This window comes from Proteus sp. G3927 (assembly GCF_963894685.1).
GTDB classification, from domain to species: domain Bacteria; phylum Pseudomonadota; class Gammaproteobacteria; order Enterobacterales; family Enterobacteriaceae; genus Proteus; species Proteus mirabilis.
On the sequence record NZ_CAWQGX010000001.1, the window covers coordinates 1 to 26,550 of the forward strand.

22 protein-coding genes and 1 pseudogene are annotated in these 26,550 nt (G+C 32.2%); 10 read left to right on the forward strand and 13 right to left on the reverse strand.

The features are described 5' to 3' along the window. Both AACV00_RS00005 and AACV00_RS00010 read right to left on the reverse strand, forming a co-directional pair. Nucleotides 1-1,547: pseudogene (locus AACV00_RS00005) on the reverse strand (Ig-like domain-containing protein); the annotation flags it as partial. Nucleotides 1,548-1,629: 82 nt separating this feature from the next. Then, entirely contained in the window at nt 1,630-1,935 is a 306-nt protein-coding gene (locus AACV00_RS00010; RefSeq protein WP_004244870.1) for a helix-turn-helix domain-containing protein, read from the reverse strand. 641 nt (nt 1,936-2,576) lie between these two features. On the opposite strand from AACV00_RS00010, the gene AACV00_RS00015 reads away from it, so the two are divergent. Next, nucleotides 2,577-3,368, forward strand: coding sequence for a helix-turn-helix domain-containing protein (locus AACV00_RS00015; RefSeq protein ID WP_161679866.1), 792 nt, complete (start codon nt 2,577-2,579; stop codon nt 3,366-3,368). Here AACV00_RS00015 and AACV00_RS00020 read toward each other — a convergent pair. The 10 genes from AACV00_RS00020 to AACV00_RS00065 all read right to left on the reverse strand — a co-directional run bounded on the left by AACV00_RS00020 (nt 3,342) and on the right by AACV00_RS00065 (nt 12,325). Then, complete coding sequence (locus AACV00_RS00020) at nt 3,342-4,199, reverse strand: helix-turn-helix domain-containing protein (RefSeq protein ID WP_004244872.1); 858 nt, start codon at nt 4,197-4,199, stop codon at nt 3,342-3,344. The genes AACV00_RS00015 and AACV00_RS00020 overlap by 27 nt on opposite strands. A 338-nt stretch (nt 4,200-4,537) precedes the next feature. Then, the gene (locus AACV00_RS00025) at nt 4,538-5,689 is read right to left on the reverse strand and encodes a hypothetical protein (RefSeq protein WP_036919891.1); all 1,152 of its coding nucleotides are present in this window, start codon (nt 5,687-5,689) and stop codon (nt 4,538-4,540) included. A 12-nt stretch (nt 5,690-5,701) separates the two neighbouring features. Beyond that, entirely contained in the window at nt 5,702-6,217 is a 516-nt protein-coding gene (locus tag AACV00_RS00030; protein ID WP_036919890.1) for a fimbrial protein, read from the reverse strand. Between the two features lie 20 nt (nt 6,218-6,237). After that, entirely contained in the window at nt 6,238-6,771 is a 534-nt protein-coding gene (locus AACV00_RS00035; protein ID WP_036919888.1) for a fimbrial protein, read from the reverse strand. Further along, entirely contained in the window at nt 6,764-7,192 is a 429-nt protein-coding gene (locus tag AACV00_RS00040; RefSeq protein WP_036919887.1) for a hypothetical protein, read from the reverse strand. Before AACV00_RS00040 ends, AACV00_RS00035 begins: the two co-directional genes overlap by 8 nt. 31 nt (nt 7,193-7,223) lie before the next feature. After that, entirely contained in the window at nt 7,224-7,955 is a 732-nt protein-coding gene (locus AACV00_RS00045) for a fimbrial biogenesis chaperone (RefSeq protein ID WP_036919885.1), read from the reverse strand. Nucleotides 7,956-7,990: 35 nt separating this feature from the next. After that, a complete protein-coding gene (locus tag AACV00_RS00050; RefSeq protein ID WP_036972201.1) occupies nt 7,991-10,513 on the reverse strand; it encodes a fimbria/pilus outer membrane usher protein in 2,523 nt (840 codons plus the stop codon). Between the two features lie 60 nt (nt 10,514-10,573). Then, nucleotides 10,574-11,146, reverse strand: a complete 573-nt coding sequence (locus tag AACV00_RS00055; protein ID WP_036919880.1) for a fimbrial protein — start codon at nt 11,144-11,146, stop codon at nt 10,574-10,576. Nucleotides 11,147-11,335: 189 nt separating this feature from the next. Further along, entirely contained in the window at nt 11,336-11,896 is a 561-nt protein-coding gene (locus AACV00_RS00060) for a fimbrial protein (protein WP_161679868.1), read from the reverse strand. Between the two features lie 144 nt (nt 11,897-12,040). Beyond that, the gene (locus AACV00_RS00065; RefSeq protein ID WP_004247348.1) at nt 12,041-12,325 is read right to left on the reverse strand and encodes a helix-turn-helix domain-containing protein; all 285 of its coding nucleotides are present in this window, start codon (nt 12,323-12,325) and stop codon (nt 12,041-12,043) included. A gap of 644 nt (nt 12,326-12,969) precedes the next feature. Here AACV00_RS00065 and AACV00_RS00070 point away from each other — a divergent pair. The 8 genes from AACV00_RS00070 to AACV00_RS00105 all read left to right on the forward strand — a co-directional run bounded on the left by AACV00_RS00070 (nt 12,970) and on the right by AACV00_RS00105 (nt 23,360). Continuing rightward, nucleotides 12,970-13,794: a winged helix-turn-helix domain-containing protein gene (locus AACV00_RS00070; protein WP_104459489.1), complete on the forward strand. Its 825-nt coding sequence runs from the start codon at nt 12,970-12,972 to the stop codon at nt 13,792-13,794. After that, nucleotides 13,791-14,243 carry a hypothetical protein gene (locus AACV00_RS00075; RefSeq protein WP_036969813.1) on the forward strand — a complete coding sequence of 151 codons (453 nt, stop codon included), beginning with the start codon at nt 13,791-13,793 and terminating at the stop codon, nt 14,241-14,243. Before AACV00_RS00070 ends, AACV00_RS00075 begins: the two co-directional genes overlap by 4 nt. Nucleotides 14,244-14,405: 162 nt before the next feature. Next, the gene (gene treR / locus AACV00_RS00080; RefSeq protein WP_036969810.1) at nt 14,406-15,374 is read left to right on the forward strand and encodes a trehalose operon repressor TreR; all 969 of its coding nucleotides are present in this window, start codon (nt 14,406-14,408) and stop codon (nt 15,372-15,374) included. 118 nt (nt 15,375-15,492) lie between these two features. Beyond that, nucleotides 15,493-16,914: a PTS trehalose transporter subunit IIBC gene (treB, locus tag AACV00_RS00085; protein ID WP_036969808.1), complete on the forward strand. Its 1,422-nt coding sequence runs from the start codon at nt 15,493-15,495 to the stop codon at nt 16,912-16,914. A 25-nt stretch (nt 16,915-16,939) separates the two neighbouring features. Then, the gene (locus AACV00_RS00090) at nt 16,940-19,657 is read left to right on the forward strand and encodes a glycoside hydrolase family 65 protein (RefSeq protein WP_161679870.1); all 2,718 of its coding nucleotides are present in this window, start codon (nt 16,940-16,942) and stop codon (nt 19,655-19,657) included. Beyond that, on the forward strand, nt 19,650-20,294 hold the full coding sequence (gene pgmB / locus AACV00_RS00095; RefSeq protein WP_004252426.1) for a beta-phosphoglucomutase: 645 nt from the start codon (nt 19,650-19,652) through the stop codon (nt 20,292-20,294). The genes AACV00_RS00090 and pgmB overlap by 8 nt, the downstream gene beginning before the upstream one ends. Before the next feature lie 55 nt (nt 20,295-20,349). Further along, the gene (locus AACV00_RS00100; RefSeq protein WP_004247343.1) at nt 20,350-21,735 is read left to right on the forward strand and encodes a carbohydrate porin; all 1,386 of its coding nucleotides are present in this window, start codon (nt 20,350-20,352) and stop codon (nt 21,733-21,735) included. 368 nt (nt 21,736-22,103) lie between these two features. Next, nucleotides 22,104-23,360, forward strand: coding sequence for a Zn-dependent hydrolase (locus tag AACV00_RS00105; protein ID WP_104731523.1), 1,257 nt, complete (start codon nt 22,104-22,106; stop codon nt 23,358-23,360). Here AACV00_RS00105 and AACV00_RS00110 read toward each other — a convergent pair. Then, nucleotides 23,354-24,238, reverse strand: coding sequence for a helix-turn-helix domain-containing protein (locus tag AACV00_RS00110; RefSeq protein WP_004244894.1), 885 nt, complete (start codon nt 24,236-24,238; stop codon nt 23,354-23,356). The genes AACV00_RS00105 and AACV00_RS00110 overlap by 7 nt on opposite strands. A 467-nt stretch (nt 24,239-24,705) precedes the next feature. Between AACV00_RS00110 and AACV00_RS00115 the strand changes: the two genes are divergently transcribed. Continuing rightward, on the forward strand, nt 24,706-26,550 hold a 1,845-nt coding region (locus AACV00_RS00115; protein ID WP_161679872.1), incomplete at its 3' end, for a M10 family metallopeptidase C-terminal domain-containing protein.

Here is a 26,550-nt window from a genome sequence, read left to right on the forward strand (position 1 = left end):
GGAATGGTCACCACCGGTGTGGTATCCACCGTACCATCACCGTCTGTATCGCCCGGAATTTGCGTATCAACCATAAAGTCCGTAGGTTTACCTTGACCACTGGTATTACCCGCCGGATCAGTAATTTCTGCGGTAATAGAATAGTTACCATCTGCTGTCACTTTATCTGCGGGGATAGTCACATCGGCTTTGCCTGCTGCCACTTCATCTGCAGTCAGTGTGTGTTCAACAGTGTCGGTTGAGCCGTCTGGTTTAGTAATAGTGAGTGTCAGTGTGTCACCTGCCGCACTCCCCCCCGGTACAGTCACTTCGGTCTGTACGCCATCTTTTAGCTCGTCAGCATTTACACCGTCAGTAGCTTCTGGAATGGTCACCACCGGTGTGGTATCCACCGTACCATCACCATCGGTATCGCCCGGAATTTGTCCATCAACAGCAAAATCTACTTTGTTTCCTGGTTTGGCTGGATTATTGCCTTGAGTTATGCTGACATCGACACTGTTTTGGCCGTTTTGTACCGCATCTTTAGGAATATCAATCGAAATCTTACCTGCAGCAACATCATCTTTAGTTACAGTGTATGTAATCGTTTCTGTAGTATTATCTGGACGAGTGACCGTTAAGGTGATTTCCGCCCCTTCAACCGTACCCGCTGGCAAAGTAACTTCTGCTTGTAAACCGTCTTTCAGCTCTTCTGCATTCGCATAACCATCGTCAACTTCTGGAATGCTTAAAACAGGCATATCTGATACGGGATCAGGTTTGGCTGTTACAGTAACATCATCACTTTTATTACCACTCGGATCTTTCGCACTTGCGGTAACATCACTATTATCTTTTATCTTATCATTAGGGATAGTGACTTGATTATTATCTGTATCAGGAATTAATTCAGGATCACTTGATGTCCAGCCATTATCTCCCTTTTCTAATGTGACAGTATTTGAATTACCATCCTCATCTTCAAAAGTAACATCTACAGAATCACCTTTATTGGCATCTTTTGGTAAATCGATAGAAACAGAACCATCATCTTCAGCAGTTAATCCTGGCTTACTCGGCGCGGTAATATCAGCCTCATTACCTTTATTATTGTCACCACCATGATTTCTATTAGCTAAAAAGATCGCTAATGCACTACCGATTGAACCAGCAACCCATAAAAATAGACCAATTCCATCATCATTATCAGAAAGAGTACCTGTTTCACCAGCAACTAAATGTTCTAAAACAGGACCATCTTGAGTAATAGTTGCTTGTCCCATTACACCATTTGAATCTAAAACATTTAAAGTGGCGTAACATTGTTGTTCCCCTGGTTGGCATTCTTGCCAAAAATCTTTAATAACAACTTCTATATTTTGTTCTTTACTAGATAAAATAAGATCATCCGATTTACGATGCGCTTGAATATCTAATGGAGAAAGTTGAGTATCTGAATCAATTAACTGATACACATCCCCTGCTTTCGCCGTTATAGTATGCTTAGCATGAGGTTGTAATTGTACTTTCTCGTTTGAATTCTTTTCAAAAAAGATTATATTCATATATAACTCTCGTATAAAATGTCTCTAAATTAATTTAGAGGCTATCTAATGTAATACTGCTAACATCTATAAATATCTACCTTTACTTTCTATGACCTATCCTTCTCCTATTATTTATTTCAATAAATTCAAATTGACATAAATTATTATCAACAATAGAAAATGAAGATGTTTCTTTCTCTATCAATTTAATAAAATGAATCATTGGAATATCAAAAAAAGCGCATACTCTAAGTAGGAAAGATACACTCCATTGAACTTCTCCTCGCTCAATCCGTGAAAGGTGCTGTTGACTTATTCCAAAGGCTTTTGCCAATTCGCATCCTGACAGCAAAGAACGTTTTCTTAAAAATTTAATCTCTCGGCCTAAAATCTTATTTATGTCCATAAAAATACCAACATAAGGTTTTAAAAAATACCAAGATAAAATAACCAATTGTTTTAATTATATTTTTTACATGAAAACAACATTACTCTTTTTACTCTCACCTACTGATATCTCTTAACATATACATCTACCCATAACTAAAACAATCCAAATAAGAGTAGCAATACTCTATTTATGAGAACTTTACGCTTTTAATAGAATTCTTTTAAGCCAACAAAATGATAAATTAATCACCCATTATGATAATTAACAAAATGATAAAATTAGACCAAAAGAGCAAAAGATAAATAATAATAATTAACATATTTAACATAAAAAAACACCAAAAATGTTAAAACAACCTTTTTACTTAATATAAAATTCCCAAAAAAGATAAAGATATATGGAGGATCTAAAAACCCTCTAAAATAAATAGGAAAAAATAAAGTAACAAATACCTCACAGAAAAATAATGCAATATGATAAAAAATAACCCAATTAGATAATTAAATCTAAAAACGTTATTTTTTAATTTATTTATTTCCATCAACATGATAATAATTTATTTACAAAAGCTTATAAATTAATAATTTTGTTTATTGTTAAATATACAAACAAAAATAAACCATTTAATATTAGATTAGGAAGCAAAAGAATTTAATATGAATGCCTATATAGATAATACTTTAAAATTTAAAAACATTATTTTCTCTAACCACATTCTTTTGTTAATTAGAAAAGATTGTGAAATATCCATAACAAAAGATAATGTTAAATATAAAATAGATAACGACAGTATCGTTTTTATAAAAAAAAATTCAGCATTAGATATTATCTTAGGAAAAAATAAAATGCCTGAATTTATATTTTTATCTCATGAAGTTATGATGGAAGTATTAAAAATTACTATTAACAATAAAAAAGAGGAAGTTACTCAAGATAATAATAAAGATAGCTTTATAAAACAAGCAAATCATGAAGATATTCTATTTTTCAATAGATTAAAAAATAAATTTAATGATGAAGTCATTACAAATAACAAAACTTCGCTTAGTCAGATACTAAAAATCGCATATTTACTGTTAAACTTTGATATACCTAACCTTATATTAAAATCAAAACCAGAATTAACATCAGTAAAAGTAAAAGATATTATTATTAGTGACTTACAACATAGCTGGTCTCTAAAAGAGATTAGTAGTAAATTATTTATTAGTGAGTCTTCATTACGAAAAAAACTTGAAGCAGAAAAAACTAATTTTATGACTTTATTAACAACGGTAAGAATGGCACACGCAATGAATCTTCTGGCTACAACAAATTTAACAATAGGACAGATATCTTCATTGTCTGGGTATAAAAATACTTCCTATTTTATTAAAAAATTCAAGAAGTATTATAAAAGCTCTCCGAAAAAACTTAAATGTCTAAATTATAGGGATAAGATAATTTAAAGAACAAATGTTTTTATCTAATTTACCTGAATTAAATATTTCTATATCATAGCCATCTCTTCTCTTGGCTTGCAATAGCGGTAATTCTCTCATATAGATAATATTGGATAAAATCATATAATCTTCCCAAGAGCCTAAAAATGAAAATAGATAATACTTTAGACCTTCCTTATTAAAGGAAAAATTATAATCATGAATATATTTTATATTATATTTTACAGTAATTTTATTTTTAACTTTACTACTAAGGAAATAATTATAAGATACACACAAATTATCATTTGATGAATCAACAAGACTTTTTATTATTTCAATCTGTTTTTTATTTTTATAGCCTAGCCCCTCTATTGCAATATTTGACTTAAAGTCAAAAGGAATAGAAATATCAAAAAACTTAAAATCATCAGAATTATTATCAAGCAATCTATCTTTTGATAAATAAATTAACTGACAATTTATTTTTTTAAAATCAAATACTTTATGTTGAGGTCGATAATATCTAAAATCCCAAAATTTACTTTTTCTATAAAATTCAGGCGTTACCTTAAAATATCGTTTAAAAGCTCTTGAAAAATTCTGCTGAGAAGTAAAAGAGTAATCATTAGATATTTCTGATATAGAATACCGAGTTAATTTAAGCAAAATAGCTGACATAGATAACTTTCTAGACAAAATATATTTAGCAATAGTTGATTTTGTTTTATGCAGAAATAGATCTTGAAAATATCTTTGACTATAACCAGATTTTTTTATTACATCTATTGTTGAAATTGGTTTAGTCAGATTATCTTCTATCCAATCAAGGATATCGTTAATTATTTTATCATGCATTTTTTATCCTCTTTAAAATATATTTTTATAGTATTATAATTGTGCTATTTCATTATTATTTATCAAAACCGCTATAGTATCTAATTTTAAATCAATATTTTTACATTATAGCCCAAATAAACCATTATAGTTCAATTAATAAAAATTATTTATAAAATCATTTTTATCAATAAGTTAATTAATCCCAAAAAATTTTAATACGTTACAATCGTATTATTTATAAATTTAATCACTCTATTTCAAAAAAAATAAGCCTCTACTTATCCTAATGATAAATAGAGACTTATTCAGATAATTATATGAAAATATCTATCAATTATATGCTAAATCATAATATGTCAATCAAACGTAACGATTAGCCAAGCTGAACCTTTATAATCTCCAGCTATCGCATTTGTTCCTTGAAGATGGCTGGTTATCTTAATTGTTCTCAAATCATTAATGTCAATTTTAAAATCTTTACCTTTTTGCCCGGTTATTTCATCTGTCATGGTCAATTCACTATAAATTTTATTATTGCTGTTTTGGGTACTCACCATCGGTAATCTTTTTTGAGGATCGTTATCAGTTATATAATCGAGACGTAATCTCACTTTTGTTGCTTTTGAAAAAACACAATTATAAGTTACACTTTCTGTAACTAAGCTGTCATAATTTAATGTATTGAGTTGCCCATGCTTTAAATTTAAAGTACTTACTTGTCCTGTACTTGTTACTGTTTTACAAGAAGAAGTTACGTTTAATTGTGATGCTGCTAATCGCATAGGAACAGTGACATCATTCAATGCCCAAGAATTTTGAGGAGGACTCGTTCCTGATAGTGTAAATGCACGAACATAACCTCCTAGATCCATTTCAGGTATAGGTAGCTGAGAATCAATAACCATATCATTTATATAAAATGTCACACTGATTGGAAATTGTACAGTAAATTCACTGGCATGAGCAGTTAATGTTGGTGTAGCCTGTTCACAAACAGCTCCTCTTATATTTACCCAATTCAACATTTGAGTATCAATGGTCATTACCAAATTACTATTAATACGATATGCCATATGGCCTTCTATATTGGTACCAGCCATAGGTACATATGTAAACAAGCGATGATATGCATTATACCAAGAAATATTTGTTGAAGCATGTCCCCAAGTAAGCCCGATGCACTGAACAATCCCCGATACACTTACACTAGATGGTGTTTTATTGATCACAATCGTATTACCAACTTTATAATAGTTTTTACCATCTGTACCTTTCACTGGATTTAATGCAATAGGACTGTTACTTGCCAATTTAATCATATAGCCAGTGTTTATATCTTGAATTCTTGGCGCATAATCAGCAATAGCAATAGATGTAAATATAAAATTAATAAAAAAAACACTTAATAATATTAAGAAATAAATTAGGTCATTTAATAAATGTATTATTACATTATTTAATGCTATTTCTTTTTTCCACGAGGAAAATTTATGTATTAGTTTCAACATAAAAAATATCCATTAGTTATAAGTCACTGAAATAGTAACTATTGAATTGAACGTCCCTAGTTTTAATTGATTAATAGGCACTGTATTTACTAACTGAGCTTGTAAGTCAACACGATAAAGAGTTGAATTAATTCGTTCTGGATTGATTTTATGCTTTTTACTTGTTTCCAGTGAACGAATAGTTCCACCAGTCACTTCATTAATATCTATACCTAACCCATCAGTACTTGTTGCTAATATATTTTTTCCTTTATATAAAAGCGTACTTCCTCCTTTTGGGTTTAAAACAATGGCTAATGTATTATTAAAATTACAGTCTGATATATAAAGTGAAAAATCTTTTACCACAGGAGATTTAGTCAGTGAAGATATCGTCAATGTATCAAAACCAATTTTTAATGGAGCACTACCATTTTCACTACGTATATTACAAACAGGTTCAACCATTGTTGCAGATATATTAATAAAAATATCAGCATTACATACTAGAGAAATAAATAATAAAGCTACACCCAATAAATTTTTCATTTTATTTAGCCATATTAGCACTATTCATACTCCACATTAAAAGTTACGATACTGGAAAATTCACCAATCTTAATTTCTCCTATTGCTGGCTTACGGACAAAAACACCAAACTCAAATTGTTGTGAACCATCAACAACACTTACATCTCCAATTGTCATCGGTTTATTCCATATAACAGACCTTCCATTATTATCAATAATTCCTAATAGTGCTCCACTATCCCCTTTAGTAATAAGAAAATGATTACCATCGATATCAACTAATTCGTTACTTTTCCAGGTTAATTTAATACTTTTCTGTAAGTCAGTTTCACTACACTTATCAATCGCAATCGTGAAATGAGTCACTTTACTAATTTCATTTTCATTAATAAATTGCCAACGTAGATTGTGTAAAATAACTTTTTTATTTATTGATTCTGAAGCGACTTGGCATGCAACACTGATTAACTCACCGCTAAATTCAACATCTAAATTATTGGCCGCTAATGCTTGAGACTGCCAATTACATATTGTTAAAGAAATAAGCCCTAGAAATTTCACCATCTTATTCATAACTTACCTCTAAACGTAATATATGTTGATCTTTCATTAAGGTGGGTAAATATATTGGATTATTGCCATTGTGTAATGAAAGTGAATAATCTTCAGAAAATAGCCTTCGTTGTATATCATAATAACGAATACTTGCAGGAGTATTTGCTGTTACATCAAATAAGTTTATGGTGCGATAATCTTTTCCAGCTCCACATCCAATCAAACTTAAATTATTATCAAAAGATAAATTACAAGGCGCATTAAACAGAGTGGCTCTCACTTGAACTACTCCTTGATGTAATGGCTCATAAACTGATTCTTTTGTCGTAGTACTCACGGTAGAACTTTCGGCTATAATAAATTGACTGAATGCACAGCCAACAATGAGTAAAAGCACTTTGAACCATTTGGCTATTTTAAAAACGTGATATTTACTCATTACTTTTCCTATATTCCAATATTGTTAAGAATTATTGTTCACCAGTTACCATACAGGTATCACCTTGGCAACGAAATACCAACGATGGTTTACCACCATAATCATTAATATAAGTAAGATAAGGTGTAGATAATATAGAAGACGCAATATCATGAGTCGATTTAGGTGGCACCATGACAACATCAAAAGGATTTTTTTCAGCGGCTGCTTTACTATTTCCAAATCCAATTATTGTTAAATTAAAAGGCGTTATATTATTAACTCGGTAGCCTTGAGCCGTTTTGGTTAATGTCACTTTATGTGTCCATTTAGTTTCTGCTTCAGATAAAATACTATTTGGACGATAAAATAGTTTTACACGAGATTGCAAAGCAATTTGTAATGTATTGCCATCTGTTGATTTCGGTGGTACTTCACGTAAATTAAAATAAAATACCGACTCTCTATCTTGTGGTAATTTATGTAATTCTGGTGTTGTACTTAACCTAACTAAACTATAACTATTTGGCTCGATTCTCTGTAATGGAGGCGTTGCTAAAATAGCACCTTTAGTTAATTTATTCCCCTGCAAATCTTCTATCCAACTTTGTGCGAGATAAGCTTCTTCAGGATTATCATTAGAAATAGTAATATTAATTGACTTTTCCGTTCCAGGGAAAATAATACGCGTTCTATCTAATGTCACAGCACTATGTGCCGCCATCGAAATAAATATGGAATACCCAACAAGAATACAATATAACCCACGACTAAAATTAAACATAACTAACCTCACAATATAAAACATTTAATTAATAATTAATTTTCTGTAATTTTTGATATAGTAGGTGAAGAGCAAGGTAGCAATAACATGCTAGTTGGCGATGCTAAATCTTCAGGAAGTGACAACTCACATTGTTTTTTCCCTGCCCAATAAACAGATAGTTTTTCTTTTGATGAAATGCCTACTAGCCATGTCACACCATCTTCACCAACAATACCCAACTCACGATTATCCGCATTACGTACACTTGCCCCAAAAGGCGGTTTCTTACCATCATTTAGGGATATAATGGCAAACAACTTTTCCCCTTTCATTACTGATAAACTGCGATACCCTATCGCCCCTTTAGTCAAGGTAATATCAGTTGTTGATTCTAGCGTTTCTATATTTTCAGGTAGCTGACTGGTATTAATAGAAACCGTAGATTTACGATAACTATTAACATTAGGAATAACTGCAAGTCCAAAGTGATTAGTTTTGATAACGCCACTATCTAGAGGTACATCACCAACCCCTGGTGTTTCAATCATTAAACGAGTATCACCATTAGCTGAACGATGCAACGCAATACCTTGAGTTGTAGCTGTAATACCACTGTTAATTGATGCACCAACACTACGATATTGTTGTGGTACATAACTTGCGTTAGCAGATAAGTTAGCTTGAGAAAAGTCGCGAGAATAATAACCACTGATACTTGATTGGCTATCAATTTCTTCTCCATGACTATAGCCCACATTCAGACTATAATTATCGCGATCACTATAACCACTATAACTTGCTCTATGGCTATATTGATTACTTTTACCAATACGAGAATATGATTCAGAAAACGAAATGCTATGGCCTTTATATAATGGTATTGTTAAATACAGATTAATAGCATCATCTTGATAACCACTATCTCGTTCAGTTCTGGTTGCTGATAAAGATATATTCGCATTTTGCTGAGATAACATTGGAATACTGATATTAGTACTTGCGTATAAACCATATTGTGTTTGAGGTTTATCTTGCCAATAGGTACTATATTGATAATTTAGTGATATATTAAAATTATCAAAATACTTGTTTATATAAATTTGATAGTTCTCTTTTGGAGAGCGAATATCATAACCAGTACGACGTTGATCCATAAACTGAGTTAATGTGCGATAATCTCTAGCAGCAAATCGATACCCAGCAAAAGTAATATCCGTGCGTAGTGCATCAAAAGATTTTGCATAATTAAGACGATAAGAACGCCCTTTTATTTTTTTATCAGTAAAACGTGCAAAAGACTGAGTAATATCAAGTGATAATGCCCCAAAAGAAAATAGATCCCGTCCTATACCAATCGCCGTTGCCTGATAATCGCTGTTAAATTGTGTTCCCCCATATAACGACCAAGCATTAGATAGACCATAGGAGAATTCACCACTGAATACGGGTTTACCTGTTAAATGATGTCCATCATAACGAGTTTTACCCATCACTAATTTATAGATCAGACGGCCAGGGCGAGTTAAATAAGGTAATGAGGCAGTACTGATACTAAATTTTTTCTCTTCTCCATTTTCTTCACGGATTGTGATATCGAGTATCCCTCGAACACCACTATCTAAAGTTTGAATACGAAATGGTCCAGGGGGTACTGTTGTTTCAAGGAGCACTCGATTTTGGCTACGAACAATCACTATTGCATTGGTATCTGCTACACCTGTGATCTCTGGTGCATACCCCACTAATTTGGGAGGTAGCATGCGATCATCACTTTCTAATGAAATACCGCTGTATTGCCATGATTCAAAAACATCTGAGTAAAAATAATTTTCTCCAATAGTTAAAATTGAAGCCAATTTTTTCAAGGAGGTAAAACCATAAAGACGGCTAAAATCAAAATCGTGTATTTCTTGTGATTGTCTGCCACCCCGCTTTTTTTGATAGATAGCACTATAATCACCACGAAAGCGCCAAACACCTAAATTAATACCCGCAGTACCATTAGTGGACAAATAAGTACGTTTATCCCCCTCTTTTTCTTCGGTGATTGAAACATTAGCGCTGTAATCAAGGAAAGCACCATTAATTCCTTCTTCCCATAATGCAGGGGGAGTCCAATAAGGATCTCTATATTCCATCCATAATTGGGGGATCGTTATTTTGAGTGATAGTGTTGGGAGATCAATAACTGTTTGCATTCCTTTCAAAACAGAAAGATCAAGGCATTGACTATTAGGGTATACAGTCACTTTTGGTTTTACAGACTCTTTTAAACCAATAGAATCAAGTAAGTCAGCAGGTATACAGATAGCTTGTGTTTGCGTTTTTTGCTCTAAAACCGTGATATCGCGAGGTGCACCTAAACGTTGTCCATTAACAAAAACTGTTAATACATAATCACCAGGGGGAACATAGCCAGCAATGGAAAATTGGCTCATATCGATATTTTGTATATCTTCTGCATCTAACACATCGATATTGAATTCTGTAGCATAAGCAGAAAACACACTAATACTCATTGTCAATAATACGACTTGCCTTAACTGATTGAGTTCAAATACCATACTATTCACCATCCCCATCCTAGAGGTAATAAAATACTTTATTCATTAGAGCCTAAGAAAATGCATCTACCTTTATTGATAATGGATAAAAAAACGAACCAGTCCTTGGTAATCTCCAGCTCGTAAAGGTTCTCCGGTGAGTTCTAGCCTAAGGAAGTAACGCAGATAGAGGATTTGTCCCGATTTATCTTGTCGTAATACGCTATCGAATAAAGGATATGTTTCTCCTGGTATTAATGCATTTTTATTATTATCTAGAACAGAAACCCCTAAACCTTTAGATGTGCCTTGCAAGATAAATGCATTGATATTACTTACGCTCTGTCCATCAAAACGTATCATCCATGTTTTGCTGTCAATTGACGTGTAAATGCTGCCACAGTCACGAAGTTCTATTTCAAATGGTAAAGTCTGCTGTTCGCGTTTTTCTTTGCTTGATAACATAGCTAAAGTTAAAGAAGAAAAATCAACCGTTTGATAACGATTTGACATTACAATAGAACAAGGAGTTGAGATAACACTACCCACTAGATAAGTACTTCCCTCATGCTCAATAACTTTAGGATCGAAAGCCAATGCTGTACTAGAAATAAGTGACAAAAGACTGCTAATTACTTGCAATCCTATACGTCGATAAATAGCCACTTTCTTCTCCATTATATAAATAGAATCTTCAGCTTTAGCTGGTTTATTTCTAAGTTAATAAAAAACCCATTGATATATAAAATAAAACCAACGAAATTAATATGAAAAATAATAAATTAAAAAATTCTTATTCAAGAGATAAAATTGACTGCCAGCATTTATATTTACTAACAGTCAATTTAATTCATATTACTGATAAGTTATACGGAAATTAGAAATTGCACTAAATTTACCTTCAGAAACATCTTTACTTGCATCAACAGCTTTAGCAAGAGCTTTAAAGGTTAATACATTATCACCCTTTAGATTTGTAATACTTGGTAAAACATCTTTTGCTTTTCCAAACTCAAAACCATCAATTAAAATTCCCAAGTTATTTGTATTACCAGCAGAAGTAGCCAATAATGTATTTGCTGTATCAGCATAATTTTGTCCAGTAAAGACAAGTTCCATTGATTTAACCGGAACAGGCTTACCACTAGTGGCATCTATACCAAAATTAGTAAAATCACAACCTGTAAATTCAATATCAAAATCAGCCTCAACCATTTTACCACTTTCTAAGGCTTTACGAGAAAGTTGGCCAAACTCAACTGTTTGTGTCATTGAAGATTGAGCAATATTACAAGGCGTATTTACAACAGAACCCGTAAATGTGATAACACCTGTATTAGCATTATCAGCCATAGCATTTAAAGAAATAGCGGAAGTAGCTAATAGAACAGTTAATGCTATTTTATTAAATTTCATACATCATTTCCTTTATATTTGACTATTTTAGTATTTACCGACATTGAGATAGGCTATCTCATAAAAGAATATCCTTATTCACGCATCCCTATTAAAAATATAAATATCCATATTGGAATCTTGTCCATAGAATTTAATTAAAAGCTAATCATCAGAAATAATTTTAAATTTATCACTAATGATAACTTTTAATAGATATTGAATATTAAGATCTAGAACATCAGATATTAACAATAGCTTCTCAAAGCTTATTTTTGACTCTGCTGTTTCATATCTAGATACCTGCTGTTGACTGACATTTAACTTTTTAGCTAAATCTTCACCTGTTAGCCCTATCGCTTTTCTTTTTGAACGGATCTCTTTCCCTAAGTATTGATGAATAGCTTTAGTATCGTAAGTTTTATCAATTTCGTATTTTTCTCTTTCCATAATCTATTTTCTATTAGCTTTATAAAAATGGGATATATCATGCTAAAATACGAGCATGCCAGTTACTGCTTTATGATTGTATTTTATTAAAACTAACTTTTAACTTTGTTTCGCAATGTTGTTGATGCAATAAATGCTACATGAGTTATTACAATGCGTGTTAGCAAAAAAACTACAAAACTCACAAAATTCACAAAAAACAACATGAATATCAATATGTTAGATAAAAACCAAAATCGACTTAATTGATTTGTTTAACTTTAATTTTAGAAGTGATTTTACTCATTTTTAAATAAATTTAATTCCAATACCAATTTATTTATAAAAGCTTTCCACTAATTCCCTGAGTAACACCCCCATTATAAATAAATTTAAATAATGGTAATTCCTAAAGATTATAGAGACTTATAATATTAAATAATAAAATTCACATAGTTAATCTATACGAATAAATAAATAAATAGATATCTTGCTTTATTTGTTACCAGTAAGTTTCTAATTGTTATTTAAATGTATTAAAATGCGATAAACAAATTTTTTAGTTTTTTTAACTTGAAAAAATAATTTTTTAGCTTTATATATAAAAAATACTCCTTTTCTAGCATTAAGAAGAATAAATATCCAAATGACGTATTGGCGGCACTATGTATCTAATTAATGATGACATTATATTTTATAGCGATAAAAATTTATTATTTTCAAAAAAACTCAATAAAGAAAAGAAAATTTTAGCACCTTCATCTAAAATGCTAATACATCTTATTACCGTTAATGAATTAGTTACGCAACGAGAATTATTTAGAATTGGCTGGGGAGATAAAGAAAAATTTATAACTAATAGCGCTTTCTATCAAAATATTCTTTTATTAAGAAAAGCATTTAATGAGCTAGATATCGATGATGAGATTGTTATCACCGTTCCTCGAAAAGGGTATATCATTAATCACAATATTAGTATTGAAAAACTATCTGACAATAATATTCAAGATATAAAATTAATCAATGAACATAAAATTAGTGATATTCCTCACATAAAAAAAGAAATAGAAGAAGATATAAATACGAATATTAATAATAAAGATCATTCTTTATTATTAATAAAAAAAACAAGCATATCTTTATCAAAAAAGAAATTATTTATTATTATATTTACATTGATAGTCTTATTTTTCGTTGTTATTTTTACTTTTAATTACCTAGATAGTAGAAAGCATAAATTATATAACTATAGTAACTGCGGAACATATAAAAAATATAATTTATTTTGTAATAAAGAAATATTAAATGAGGAAAAAGAAAATTTAATTGATAATTATATTTCTAGTTATTCAGATTATAATTTCATCTATATAACTGAAAGTGATTCTTATTCACGAACATCATTAATATTATGTAAAAAAAAGTTTAGTCCTATTAATTTCTTGCATAATCAATGTGTGTCTATTTATGTATTGGATAATAAAAAATGAAAAAATATAGTGCTATTAGTGTATTAGTTATCATTTTAAGTTTAATAATTTATTTTAGTTTTTACTTCAATCAAGAAAAAGAAAATGTAATAAATTGTGAAGCAAAGTTAATTATTTATGATAAAGAGGATACTAAAGCTAATTTAGAATTAATGTTTACTTTAGGGGAGGAGCAAGGATGGGCAAGTATTCGAGGTGTTATTGATTATAACGGCGATTTGATCCCAGTATATAGAAAATCTTTTTTTGATATAACCAAACTGAAAACTAGCTACAAGCTAGCATCTACACAGATCCTTATTAACGATAATAACAGTGAAATTATCAATAAAATAATTCCCAATTTATATGTAAAAGAGGGTTGGCAAAGAAGTCTTTCTGTTTTTAGTCAAAACGATGGTGGTTATTTATTCTCATCTAACAATGTATACTCATTTTATTGTTATTAGTATACAAAAAAGACAAATATAAAATTCTCTTTTTTACAATTATGGTAGTATCTGAGTACAATTTTTAGACTAAATCAAACAGTAAAAGAATCACTTGTGGAAAACAACCTGCTAAAACTACAATAACTTTATCACACAGCAGATAAATACAGAAAAACGCTCATGACAGATACTAATAAAAAAAAGTTAACAATCAATGATATAGCCAAACTTTGTGGTGTGGGCAAATCGACTGTTTCAAGAGTACTTAATCAAGATCCTATGGTTAATGAAGAAACAAGGAAAAAAGTTACCTCAATTATTGAGAAATATAAATTCACGCCGTCAAAATCTGCACGAGCAATGCGGGGATACTCTAATCGTTCTTTTGGTATTATCGTCACTCGCCTGGATTCTTATGCGGAAAATCAAGCAGTTAGTGCCATATTACCGATCCTTTATCAAAACAACATTGACCCTATTATTTTAGAAAGCCAATTTAGCCAAGCTAAAGTAGAAGAAAACTTAAAAATGCTCGCCCACCAGAAAATCGATGGCGTAATATTATTTGCATTTTCAGGGATCAATGCGGCTAACTTAGCAAGTTGGAAACAAAAAATGGTTGTTATAGCAAGACCACTAGAAGGTTTTGTTTCCATTTGTCATGACGATGAACGAGCTGTTAACGCTTTAATGCATTATTTCCATCGAGACAAACATTATCAACATATAAGTTTTATCGGGATCCAAATTAATGATGAAACAACGGGTTTATTACGTTATCAAACTTATCTTCAATATTGCCAGCAACATCAATTAATATCTCAAGCTCAACTTGGTGAACTTAATTATCAAAGTGGCTATTTACTTGCCAAACAAGCATTAGCAAGCAAGCCTCAAGCTATTTTATGTGCGACCGACTCTCTGGCCTTTGGTGTACAAAAATATTTAGCCGAACAGAAAATAGATCATATTGAGGTGGCCTGCATCGGTCGTAATGATCTACTCACCTTTTTATTTCCTCAAACTAAATTCTATCGATTAGGTTTTAGAGAAAGTGGACAAGAAGCTGCTAACATATTGATACAAATGCTAGAAAAAAATATTCCTGCACAAAAAATCATTATATCAAGTCATGACTTAAACCCATGATCAAATAAATTAATGATCATTAACTGTGATCTTTATCTTGTTATGGGAACGTTCCCATTGGATAAAAAGAAAGATCTCGATATATTAAAAATAACCCTACTATTATGAGAATATTAATATGTCGATACCTCAAGACAACCAAGCCATTGAAGAGTTAATTACTCTTGTTGGAGGTTCAGATAATGTTATTAGCGTTTCACACTGTCTAACCAGATTACGTTTTGTTTTGAATGATCCCAATCTCGCTGATATAGATAAAATTAAAAAAATATCTTTTGTTAAAGGCTGTTTTAATAATGCGGGTCAATTTCAAGTTATTGTTGGTATGGATGTTGATATCTACTATAAATTATTAATTGATAAGCTTTCATTAAAAGCTAAATCTAAAGATGATATAAAATCTGACGCGAAAAAGAATATGGGATTCTGGCAAAAGCTGATTGCCAATTTAGCCGAAATTTTTGTTCCATTATTACCTATCTTAATTTGCGGCGGTTTATTGTTAGGATTAAGAAATGTTATTGGCGAAATGCCTATATCAGATAATAAACCCCTCACTTATTTTTATCCTTGGTTAACACCAATATATGATTTTCTCTGGTTACCTTGTGAAGCCATCTTCCATTTTCTGCCTGTAAGTATTTGCTGGTCGAGTGTAAAAAAGATGGGCGGTACACCTGCACTAGGTATCGTACTAGGTATAACCTTAGTTTCTCCACAGCTAATGAATGCTTACAATTTAGGTTCACAAATTCCTGAAGTTTGGAATTTTGGTTTATTTACTATTGAGAAAGTAGGTTATCAAGCCCAAGTGATCCCTTCGATTTTAGCGGGACTATTTCTGGGATGGTTTGAGACTAAATTACGTCGTTTTATCCCTGATTACCTAAAATTAGTTATTGTGCCGATTGTAACTCTTATTGTCGCCGTTTTTGTTGCCCATGTTATTTTAGGCCCTATCGGTAGAAGCATAGGTGATGGTCTCGCCCAACTGATCAAGTTTTTAATGTTAGGTGATTTTGCCCCTATTGGTTCAACTATTTTTGCCTTTTTCTATTCTCCCATGGTGATCACCGGCTTACATCACACAACGTTAGCGATAGATTTACAAATGACTCAAAGTTATGGCGGTACACCTATTTGGCCGATTATCGCTCTGTCTAATATTGCTCAAGCATCCGCCGTTGTAGGCATTATTATCGTTAGCCGCAAATTAAATGAACAAGAAATTACTATTCCGGCAGCTATCTCTGCTTATTTAGGTGTGACAGAGCCGGCCATGTATGGCGTCAACTTAAAATATGGCTTTCCTATGCTGTGCGCAATGATTGGCGCTGCGCTAGCGGGTTTGATTTGTGGATTAAATAATGTGCTATCTAATGGTATTGGTGTCGGCGGATTACCCGGTATTTTATCTATCCAACCTACTTATTGGTTAGTTTATTTATTAGCAATGATTGTGGCTATTGTCGTCCCTATTGGATTAACCATTCTGGTCTATCGCTATAAAGAAAAAGCAGGCACCTTGCAAGTCGATTAATTTAATCTCAAACTAAAGGTTAAACATGAATTATATCTCTGTTATTCTTTCTGATACTGATATCACCATTAAATATCTTTCAGAAAAAAGCCATTATTCATTTAATACCACAAATAGCCATTACCTTGATTGGCTAAATATGGCTAAAGCTATTAATCATAAATTTAACTCTGCTCAAGGTGGTTTGATATATTCGACAAGTAATAAATCGGATAGCGCTATTATTAAAACCATTGATAATAAAGTAATAAATTTATCAAATTTCTTTACTGAAATATTTAATAAACCTTTTATTTATATCAATAAAGCGCAGCTTGAACATCATCATGATTTAGAAGAAAAAATGGTTACAGTTGCCAATAACTTTGCTTGGTCAATTGAATATTCAGGCTTAGAAACAGGAAAAGATGAATATTGCCAAGAGTCTCTCTTAACTACGGCCAATGGTTATATTGGGTTAAGAGGAACTTTGCCCGAAATGACTATAAGTGATGAGCACTACCCCGCTACCTATATTGCTGGCCTATATAATCAAGCAAGTTCACAAATAGAAAACCATCAGGTGATTAATGAAGATTTTGTTAATGCACCTAATGGACAATTTATTTCTCTTAAAATTGGTAAGGGAGAATATCTTCATCCAAAGCAACTGATAACACACCATTTAACACGTCATTTAGATTTGAAAACGGGTGTATTCACTAGCCAATGGCGTGTAGAAACCCCTGAAGGACAGCAACTTGATATTCATTGTACAAAATTTGCCAATATGGCTGATATGTCACATTACGCCATTTTATATACCTTTAAACCATTAAATTTCTCAGGTGAGATAACGGTTATAACTCGCCTAGAAGGAAATACTTATAATTACGGTGTACAACGCTACCGTAGCCTTAATCCCCATCATTATCATGTGTTACAAACTGGAGCGAATAAGCAACACGCATTTATATTAGCTCAAACAGATCAGTCAAAAATAGGGATCGGATTATCGTCAACAATAAGTGGTGATTTCTTTGCAAATGAAGATATTGTTTGTCATGTTTCAGATACGCTTGTTGAACAAACCATCACCTTCAACGCTCAACAAAATACCACCTATCAACTTGAAAAATGTGTTGCTGTAACAACCTCTACGGCTTACCCAGACTCATGGCAAGATGTGGTTAATTGGGAACAACAACCTTTACACAGCCAATTGATAAATAGCCAAAAAGCGTGGCAAACGTTATGGGATAGTGCCGATATCTCGATTTCTGGCGATCTGATGACCCAAAAATTACTACGCTTACATACCTTCCATTTACTGTCATCCGCATCATCATTTAGCAATCAGCAACATCAATTAGATGTTTCAGTCACCGCCCGAGGGTTACACGGGGAAGCCTATCGAGGCCATATTTTCTGGGATGAGATCTTTATTCTGCCATTTTATATTATGCACTTCCCTGAAACCGCACGCCAACTATTACTATATCGTTACCACAGGCTACCTGCTGCGCGTCTTGCGGCACGAGCAGAAGGATTTCAAGGTGCTATGTTCCCTTGGCAATCAGGGCATGATGGTAGTGAGCAAACCCAGACACTGCATTTAAACCCCTTATCAGGTCAATGGGATGCCGACCATAGTTGTCGTCAACGTCATGTCTCATTAGCGATTGCCTATAATGTGTGGCTATATTGGCTAAATACTCATGATCACCAATTTATGGAACAGTATGGACTTGAACTACTCAATGACATCACCTTGTTCTGGTTAGACCAATGTCAGTGGGATGAAGGCGATCAACGTTTTCATATTGATGGAGTTATGGGGCCGGATGAATTTCATGAGAAATACGCAGACCCACTTGAAGGTGGCTTAAAAGATAACGCATACACTAATTTAATGGTGGTTTGGTTGTTTAATCAAATAGAGATGTTCATAAACAATGAGCGTTTTTCTAAAAAATTACAACAGCTAAACCGCCAATCTAGCGTTTTCAATAAAATACAAGAAGTTAAAAATCGTATTGCTATCAATATTGATGATCATGAAATTATTGAACAGTTCTCAGGTTATTTTCAATTAAAAGATCTGGATTGGGAAAGCTATCGAAAAAAGTACGGCAATATCTATCGTATGGATAGAATTTTGCGTAAAGAAAATAAATCTGCCGATGATTACAAAGTTGCTAAACAAGCAGATACCCTGATGTTATTTAATAACTTAGATAAACAAACCGTACATTCCCTAATTACCTCTCTTGGTTATTCAGTTTCTAAGCACTTTGCTGAAAAAAATCTACATTACTATTTAGAAAGAACCTCTCATGGTTCCACACTGTCACGCATTGTCCATGCTTATCTCGCAGAACAAATACAGTTACATGATTTGTCATGGCAACTTTATCAAGATGCTCTTTATTCAGATTATAATGATATTCAAGGTGGAACAACTGCCGAAGGTATTCATACTGGTGTCATGGCGGCAACATTAAATACCACCATCATGGCTTATGCCGGTGTTGATATTCGTCAGGATATGCTGACCATCACCCCTTCTCTCCCTCAACAATGGCAAAAGCTAAGCTTTAAATTATTGCATCGCTCTACTTTATATCAAATTAATCTCACTCATAAAGAAATTAGTATTTTAAGTGATAAGCCCAGTACTATTTTAATTAACCATCAAACATATAAGCTAACCGCCAACACGTTATTAGTATTAAATTTAAATGGAGACACGCAAAATGACTAAAGGTCTTATTTTTGATCTGGATGGCGTAATTGTTGATACCGCCAATTACCACTATATTGCGTGGAAAAAACTATCTAATGAAATAGGAATTGATTTTGACAAAGAGTTTAACCATTTATTAAAAGGAATAAGTCGAATTGAGTCATTAGAGCTTATTTTATCTCATGGTAATAAAAGTGATGTTTATTCTGCGGATGAAAAAAAATCATTAACAGAAACAAAAAATAAATATTATCTTGAGTTATTAAATAATATTACTCCAAAAGATATTTTACCGGGTGTTTTAGATCTAATAGAACAAGCAAACAATAATCACATTCCTTGTGCTATTGCATCAGCTTCAGAAAATGCCCCAACCATATTAGAAAAATTAGGCATTAAGCATTATTTTAAGGCAATTGTTGATCCTAAAACACTCAAAAAAGGCAAGCCCGATCCTGAAATATTTTTGCGTGCGGCTGAGTTTATTCACATTCCACCACATTTATGTATCGGATTTGAAGACTCGATTGCTGGAATACAATCGATTAAACAAGCGGGCATGTATGCAATTGGCGTTACTGCTGATGGCCCCTTACCAGAAGCAGATTTAGCTGTTCACTCATTAACTGAAATAGATATTCATTCACTTTTTTAATAAAAAAAACATGGGGATAATAAACCTCCATTATTCCCGATATAAGGAATAAACAATGAACATCAAACACCTTGCGATAGCGACTTGTATCGGCATTGCCGTGCCGACAATTGCTCACGCCAATACAAATGAATTATCGATAGAACAACGTTTAGCTCGACTAGAAGAGAGAACGTTAGCCGCTGAAAAAAGAGCTGAGTTAGCAGAGCAACGTGCCGCTAAGTTAGAAAATGCGTTAAAACAAAATCAGGCGCTTAATAACAATCTATCACAAACTAGCGAAACTATAACTGCGCCACCGTCATCGCTGATAGAAACAAATACCGGTTATGGAAAACTCAAGTTATATGGTGATGTTGAATTTAATACAGATATTGCAAGTAAAAAAGGTCAGCTAACCTCCATTAACATGCGCTCAGGTAAAGAAAAAGACTATGGCGATTATGATAAATGGGGGATCAATGGGCGTATATTAATTGGCTTAGACGGAGAGCGTCTGTTAGATAATAAAAATTATGCAGGCTTCACTGTTCAACCTCTGGCAAATATTGATGGTAAGGTATCTCTCGACGATGCCGCTTTTTATTTTGGTAAAAAAGAGCGTTGGCAATTTAAGTTAGGTCGTTATGAAGCTTATGACATGTTCCCGCTTAATCAAGATACTTTTGTTGAATATTCAGGCAACACTGCAAATGATACTTATAGTGATGGTTTTGGTTATATCTACATGATGAAAGAAGGTCGAGGGAGAAGCAATAGCGGTGGTAGCATGATGTTTAATAGCCAATATAATAATTGGTATTTTGAAACTAATTTATTAATTGAAGATGGAACGTCTATTTTTGCTAACAAGGAATATCACGGAAATAAACTATATAATAATAAAAATGTTATTTATTTTCGTCCAGTTATTGCATGGAATAACAATAATTTTAAAGTTGCTGTAGCCTTAGAAAAAAATATTATCAATAATGCTTATGGTTATGATGATAAAAAAACGGGTGAATTTAGAGATCAATCCAAACGCAACGGTTATGGATTAACTTTAGGCTGGAGCAATCTACAACAAAATCCTGAAAATGGTGTCACAATAAATTGGAATACCGCTTATTTAGACGCTAACGATGAGAACGACTTTACAACAGGTACTAATATTTTATGGCGTAAATTACAATTAGGCTATATCTATGCCCATAATAATATTAAGTCATATACTATTAATAGTGATGATGATAACAATAATGATATTATATTTGGCCCAGGAAAATATAATATCCACACTCTCTATTCCTCATATGAATTACCTAATATTTTAGATATGGATAATTTTAAAATCTATTTAGGTGCATATTATTCTGTTATTAATGGTAAAGATATTGAAATAGAAAATAGCGATAAAGATCGTTATGGTGTAAGAGCACGTTTTAAATACTTCTTCTAGATTTAATTATTAATATATTGGATGAGAATATCATCCAATATACCCCATGAGAATAATTTTCATTTATATTAAAAATAAGAAAGATTAATATCAGTACAACATCTTATTTTATTTATCTTTTATAACATCTTTAACACAATAATGATTCATTTATGAAATAAGTCAGAAATATATCTCTTTTTAATTACGCCCTATCTCACAGAATATAAAATCCCTCTTATTTACCATTGACGAAATAAATTCTGAGAAGTAAATATAATAAGTAACGATTATAAAAATAGCAGACCATCTATAAAAGATGGCTTTTTTAATCTTTTATTTGTCTCATTTTTTAGACAGTTTTACAGAAAACACCGGAGAATAACCTTATGACTCAACCAATTACAGCAACAGACTTTTCAATTAATGATATGAAAACATTAATTGAAACAATGCAAATTTATAAAAAAGATAACCATGACAAAGGGATAACACGTATTGCCTATAGCGAAGAAGATGAAGCAGCCCATCTCTATCTTGCTAGTGTAATGAAAGAGGCAGGCCTTGAAGTCTATCGTGACGGTATTGGCACACTCTACGCTCGCTTACCGGGGCAAGATAGAACATTACCCGCCGTAGGAACAGGCTCTCACCTTGATACCGTTCCCCAAGGAGGCGCTTATGATGGTACCTTAGGAGTTATTGCTGGTTTTTATGCTTTGATGCAATACAAACCACAACAACTGAAACGTGATCTAGAGTTAATTGTATTCCGAGCAGAAGAATCGAGCCGATTTGGGTTTTCATGTATCGGAAGTAAAGTGCTAACAGGGAAAATTGACCGTACTCGATGGGAACAAAATAGAGATGATGAAGGTAATAATTTCTTTGATGTTTTAAAATCCCTTGGTTATCAGCATGAAAACTTAGATCAATGTTTACTTAAATCAGACCGTTATAGTGCATTTGTTGAATTACATATTGAACAAGGTAAACGTCTAGAAAACGATCAAAAAACAATTGGAATTGTCAATGGTATCGCTGCGCCAACACGCTTTTCAGTCACCGTAAATGGCCATGCAGACCACTCTGGTGCAACGCCAATGTATCAACGTCAAGATGCGTTAGTGGCGAGTGCGGGTATTATTACTGATATCAATCATGCTGCCTGTACGGAAGCGGTATACGGCACCGTAGGTACCATTGGTAAACTTAATGTCATACCAAACTCGATGAACGTTATTCCAGGGCAAGTAAAATTCTCCGTGGATATTCGTGGTATTGATACGGACAGTATTCAACGTGTTGTACAGCGTTTAACAAACAGTGTTGAGAAAGCAGAAAAAGATTTTGGTGTAAAAATAATAGTGCAACCTATTTCGGCTGAATCACCAGTAAAACTGGATGACTCAATTTGCCAAGTTATTGAAAATATTTGTCAAAAACACGATATCAATTATATGACTATGTTAAGTGGTGCCGGTCATGACTCAATGAATATGGCATCTTTATACCCGACAGCGATGATTTTTACCCCCTCTGTTGCGGGGATTAGTCATCACCCAGATGAATTTACGGAGTTTAGTGATATTGCAATAGCTGCAGATATCTTAGCGGAAACATTAGGTGTTCTAGCTAATCAATAATGACTGATAATCTCTTTTAAGCGTGTAATGGCATCATCATTTTTTATTGCTTTTGCCCATAACGTATCAAACAGAGATTGATATTGGAATATTGCTTCTGTTGATGAAGATACTGTCGCAATACCCGTACTTACATTAGGAAATTCACCTAAACGAAATGGACTAACCGCTAAAGAGAGAGGTGCTTTGTTTTGATAAAACAATTGAAAGGTTAAAGATGGCATCGTATCTGAAATAATCGCAATATTAAGATGACTATTTTTTTGCTCTAACTTTTCAATTAAATGGCTGATTTCTTGTTTTGCGCGTTGTTTTCTTTCTTGTTGAATGGCTTTACTTACATTAACAGAGCCTAGCATACCAACATAAAGAAATTTTTCGATTTGCTGTTGACTAATTAAATTATAAATATGCGGTGAGTGTAATGATTGATGCTTTTTACGCTCTTTTAAAATAGATAAAACTTCTTGTTGCTTCTTTGTTAGCGCATTTTCAGGAGAGGCTTCTGTTAACATTTCGACAAGCGTTTTATCATAACAATCAGAGGTTAATAAATAAGAAAAGGGTTCGAAATGGGTATAAATATGGGAAGATTGTGTTTCAAGTTGGCGCATTCGTTCAAAAAAACCATTAGCGCTAGAGTAATACTCCGTATTAATACCTAATAAGCTACTTAATGAGGTGTTAAGTAATCGAGCAAGATTATCTAATGTCTCAATTTTAACGATTTCACCCTTTTCTAATCGATAGACAGCGGCACGGGAGATCCCTAAACTTTCAGCTACATCTTCAGCTTTTAATGAGGAGGCAATACGATAAGCACGCAGTCGATGACCAATGGACAAGTAATCTATCTTTTCTCTTGATATATAAGACATTTTATTATTGCTCCACCAAAGATAAAGAATATGTATAAAAAATAGACATCAAATAATTTAGCCATATATAGTTTAAAGGAAATAGATAATAAAAAATATTACCTTCTTCACATAGAAATCAAACAAATCGCAGTAGTACCTAGCTGATAACATAAATTAGGTTTTAAATTAGGTGTTATCAAAACGATAGCCTCACCAGGGAACTATCATAATAATAATAAATAGAAAAGGCACTGTAATCATATTGCAGTGCCTTTTCTATTTAACAGGAAACATATTATCTTATTAACAATACAATCAACTAATAATATAACAACATAATAATGTAACAAAATACTGACATGTGTTTTTTCAAAAAGAAATCAATCAATAAAAATTTTATAATTAGCTAATTATAAAATTATCACATGAATTTATTTTATAAGATTAATGTAAATAACTTTTCATTGAATAAAAAAGGAATTGATATGACTATAATAATAAATATGAAAGAATCGACTAATTTCTATTTACCTAAAGGGATCGTAACAACAGGAGTTATGGCTGGTTGGCCCCAAAAATCACCAAATAAAATAACAACAGTAACTTATACATTTCCAGATTACAATACATATCGAGAAATTATAAAAAGCAAGACCCCAATAACAGAAAGTGAAGAAAAAAACACGTTAAAAAATATATATGAATATCATAGATTATATAATGTTAGGGAACAAAAAAAACAAGAATTAAACACAATTAAAGATAAATATAGCGAGGATTCAAAAAAAAGAATTAAAGAATTAGAAGAAGAAATAGAAAAAATAGAAGATAAGATTATTAATACAGTAGATAATATACATCCCTATTTTTATTTAACTCAAGAAACGATATTTCCTCATCAACAAGAAGTTATCGAAGATATATTACAACACACCTCAGATATATTATCTATATTTTTTTATAAAATTTCACCCTATATCAATGCTGATTTAAAGTTTGGCTATTATAGTCAATTTATTGATATGTCCACTCATAAATTAATTTCAAACTCTCGAAAAGGTAATGCTGCTAATCCTAACGTGGAAGGTACACCTAGGAAAGAAATAAAACCAGATGAAACTCATGACCTTCCTGGAACTATATTTGTTAATATTTCCACACAAGAATATTATAAAACAATCAATCAGGATGGTATTGATGAGTATATAAAAAATGAGGCTAAAATCAATGACGTGTATTATTTTAATAATGATAAAACTATTTCAATAGCAAGAGGTAATAATAATTTATTCAAAGAATACCAACAAAATAAACATAAAATTGGCTCATATGAATATCTTGTTTTTATGCATGAATTAGGCCATGCTCTAGGGTTAAACCATAGCTGGAAATATATACCAAATAAAGAACATAAAGTATTATATTCATATAAGTATTCAATTATGAGCATTGATTTTGCTGATATTGAAGAGGCAGATTTTGGTGGCCTTTATCCTATGACCTTTATGCTAGTAGATATATTATTATTACAATATCTCTATGGCCCAAATATGACCACACGCCTTGAAAATAATACCTATGGATTTAATTCCAATACGGGACGCGCCGCTTACTCTTTAAATAGCATAAAAGATAAACTAGTGAGCTGTATTTGGGATTCAGGAGGAATTGATACATTAGACTTTTCCCTATATACCGTTAATCAAGTCATTAATCTCAATGAAGGCTGTTTTTCAGATATTGGAGGATTACGGAGTAATATCTCTATTGCCTATAACACTATTATTGAAAATGCGATTGGTGGTAAAGGTGATGACACTCTCATAGGAAATCCTTTTGATAATAATCTCATAGGTGGTGATGGCAATGATTTATTCTATGGCGGTGATGGCAATGATTTATTTTATGGTGGCTCTGGAAACGATGTTATATACGGAGAAATGGGAAATGATGTGCTCTATGGTGATGATGGAGATGATATGCTTATTGATTATTATGGTGCTAATATGTTGAATGGTGGTAAGGGTAATGATCGGATCTGTGTAGCATCAATGGATAGAGGGCTTCCAGGCAGAAATATCATTCAAGGGGGAGAAGGTGATGATGAAATATATTTAGGCACAGGAACTCATAATGTAACCGGTGGACAAGGAAATGATACCTTTAATTTTTTCTGCTATGAGGGCATTGAAAGCAATAGTTCAATTTGGGATTTTGAAAAAAACAAGGATAAAATAACTTTGCTCACTAGGGATTATAGAAAAATAGATATATCAAAAATGAAAAAAGTTGATAAATTATCAGGAGATAAAAATGAATTTTCATTAAAT

Excerpts from the sequence above, each read along its gene's own strand:
- AACV00_RS00010 (WP_004244870.1), bottom strand. The coding sequence starts at position 1,935 with ATGGACATAAATAAGATTTTAGGCCGAGAGATTAAATTTTTAAGAAAA.
- AACV00_RS00015 (WP_161679866.1), top strand. The coding sequence starts at position 2,577 with ATGAATGCCTATATAGATAATACTTTAAAATTTAAAAACATTATTTTC.
- AACV00_RS00020 (WP_004244872.1), bottom strand. The coding sequence starts at position 4,199 with ATGCATGATAAAATAATTAACGATATCCTTGATTGGATAGAAGATAAT.
- AACV00_RS00025 (WP_036919891.1), bottom strand. The coding sequence starts at position 5,689 with ATGTTGAAACTAATACATAAATTTTCCTCGTGGAAAAAAGAAATAGCA.
- AACV00_RS00030 (WP_036919890.1), bottom strand. The coding sequence starts at position 6,217 with ATGAAAAATTTATTGGGTGTAGCTTTATTATTTATTTCTCTAGTATGT.
- AACV00_RS00035 (WP_036919888.1), bottom strand. The coding sequence starts at position 6,771 with ATGAATAAGATGGTGAAATTTCTAGGGCTTATTTCTTTAACAATATGT.
- AACV00_RS00040 (WP_036919887.1), bottom strand. The coding sequence starts at position 7,192 with ATGAGTAAATATCACGTTTTTAAAATAGCCAAATGGTTCAAAGTGCTT.
- AACV00_RS00045 (WP_036919885.1), bottom strand. The coding sequence starts at position 7,955 with ATGTTTAATTTTAGTCGTGGGTTATATTGTATTCTTGTTGGGTATTCC.
- AACV00_RS00050 (WP_036972201.1), bottom strand. The coding sequence starts at position 10,513 with ATGGTGAATAGTATGGTATTTGAACTCAATCAGTTAAGGCAAGTCGTA.
- AACV00_RS00060 (WP_161679868.1), bottom strand. The coding sequence starts at position 11,896 with ATGAAATTTAATAAAATAGCATTAACTGTTCTATTAGCTACTTCCGCT.
- AACV00_RS00065 (WP_004247348.1), bottom strand. The coding sequence starts at position 12,325 with ATGGAAAGAGAAAAATACGAAATTGATAAAACTTACGATACTAAAGCT.
- AACV00_RS00070 (WP_104459489.1), top strand. The coding sequence starts at position 12,970 with ATGTATCTAATTAATGATGACATTATATTTTATAGCGATAAAAATTTA.
- AACV00_RS00075 (WP_036969813.1), top strand. The coding sequence starts at position 13,791 with ATGAAAAAATATAGTGCTATTAGTGTATTAGTTATCATTTTAAGTTTA.
- treR (WP_036969810.1), top strand. The coding sequence starts at position 14,406 with ATGACAGATACTAATAAAAAAAAGTTAACAATCAATGATATAGCCAAA.
- treB (WP_036969808.1), top strand. The coding sequence starts at position 15,493 with ATGTCGATACCTCAAGACAACCAAGCCATTGAAGAGTTAATTACTCTT.
- AACV00_RS00090 (WP_161679870.1), top strand. The coding sequence starts at position 16,940 with ATGAATTATATCTCTGTTATTCTTTCTGATACTGATATCACCATTAAA.
- pgmB (WP_004252426.1), top strand. The coding sequence starts at position 19,650 with ATGACTAAAGGTCTTATTTTTGATCTGGATGGCGTAATTGTTGATACC.
- AACV00_RS00100 (WP_004247343.1), top strand. The coding sequence starts at position 20,350 with ATGAACATCAAACACCTTGCGATAGCGACTTGTATCGGCATTGCCGTG.
- AACV00_RS00105 (WP_104731523.1), top strand. The coding sequence starts at position 22,104 with ATGACTCAACCAATTACAGCAACAGACTTTTCAATTAATGATATGAAA.
- AACV00_RS00110 (WP_004244894.1), bottom strand. The coding sequence starts at position 24,238 with ATGTCTTATATATCAAGAGAAAAGATAGATTACTTGTCCATTGGTCAT.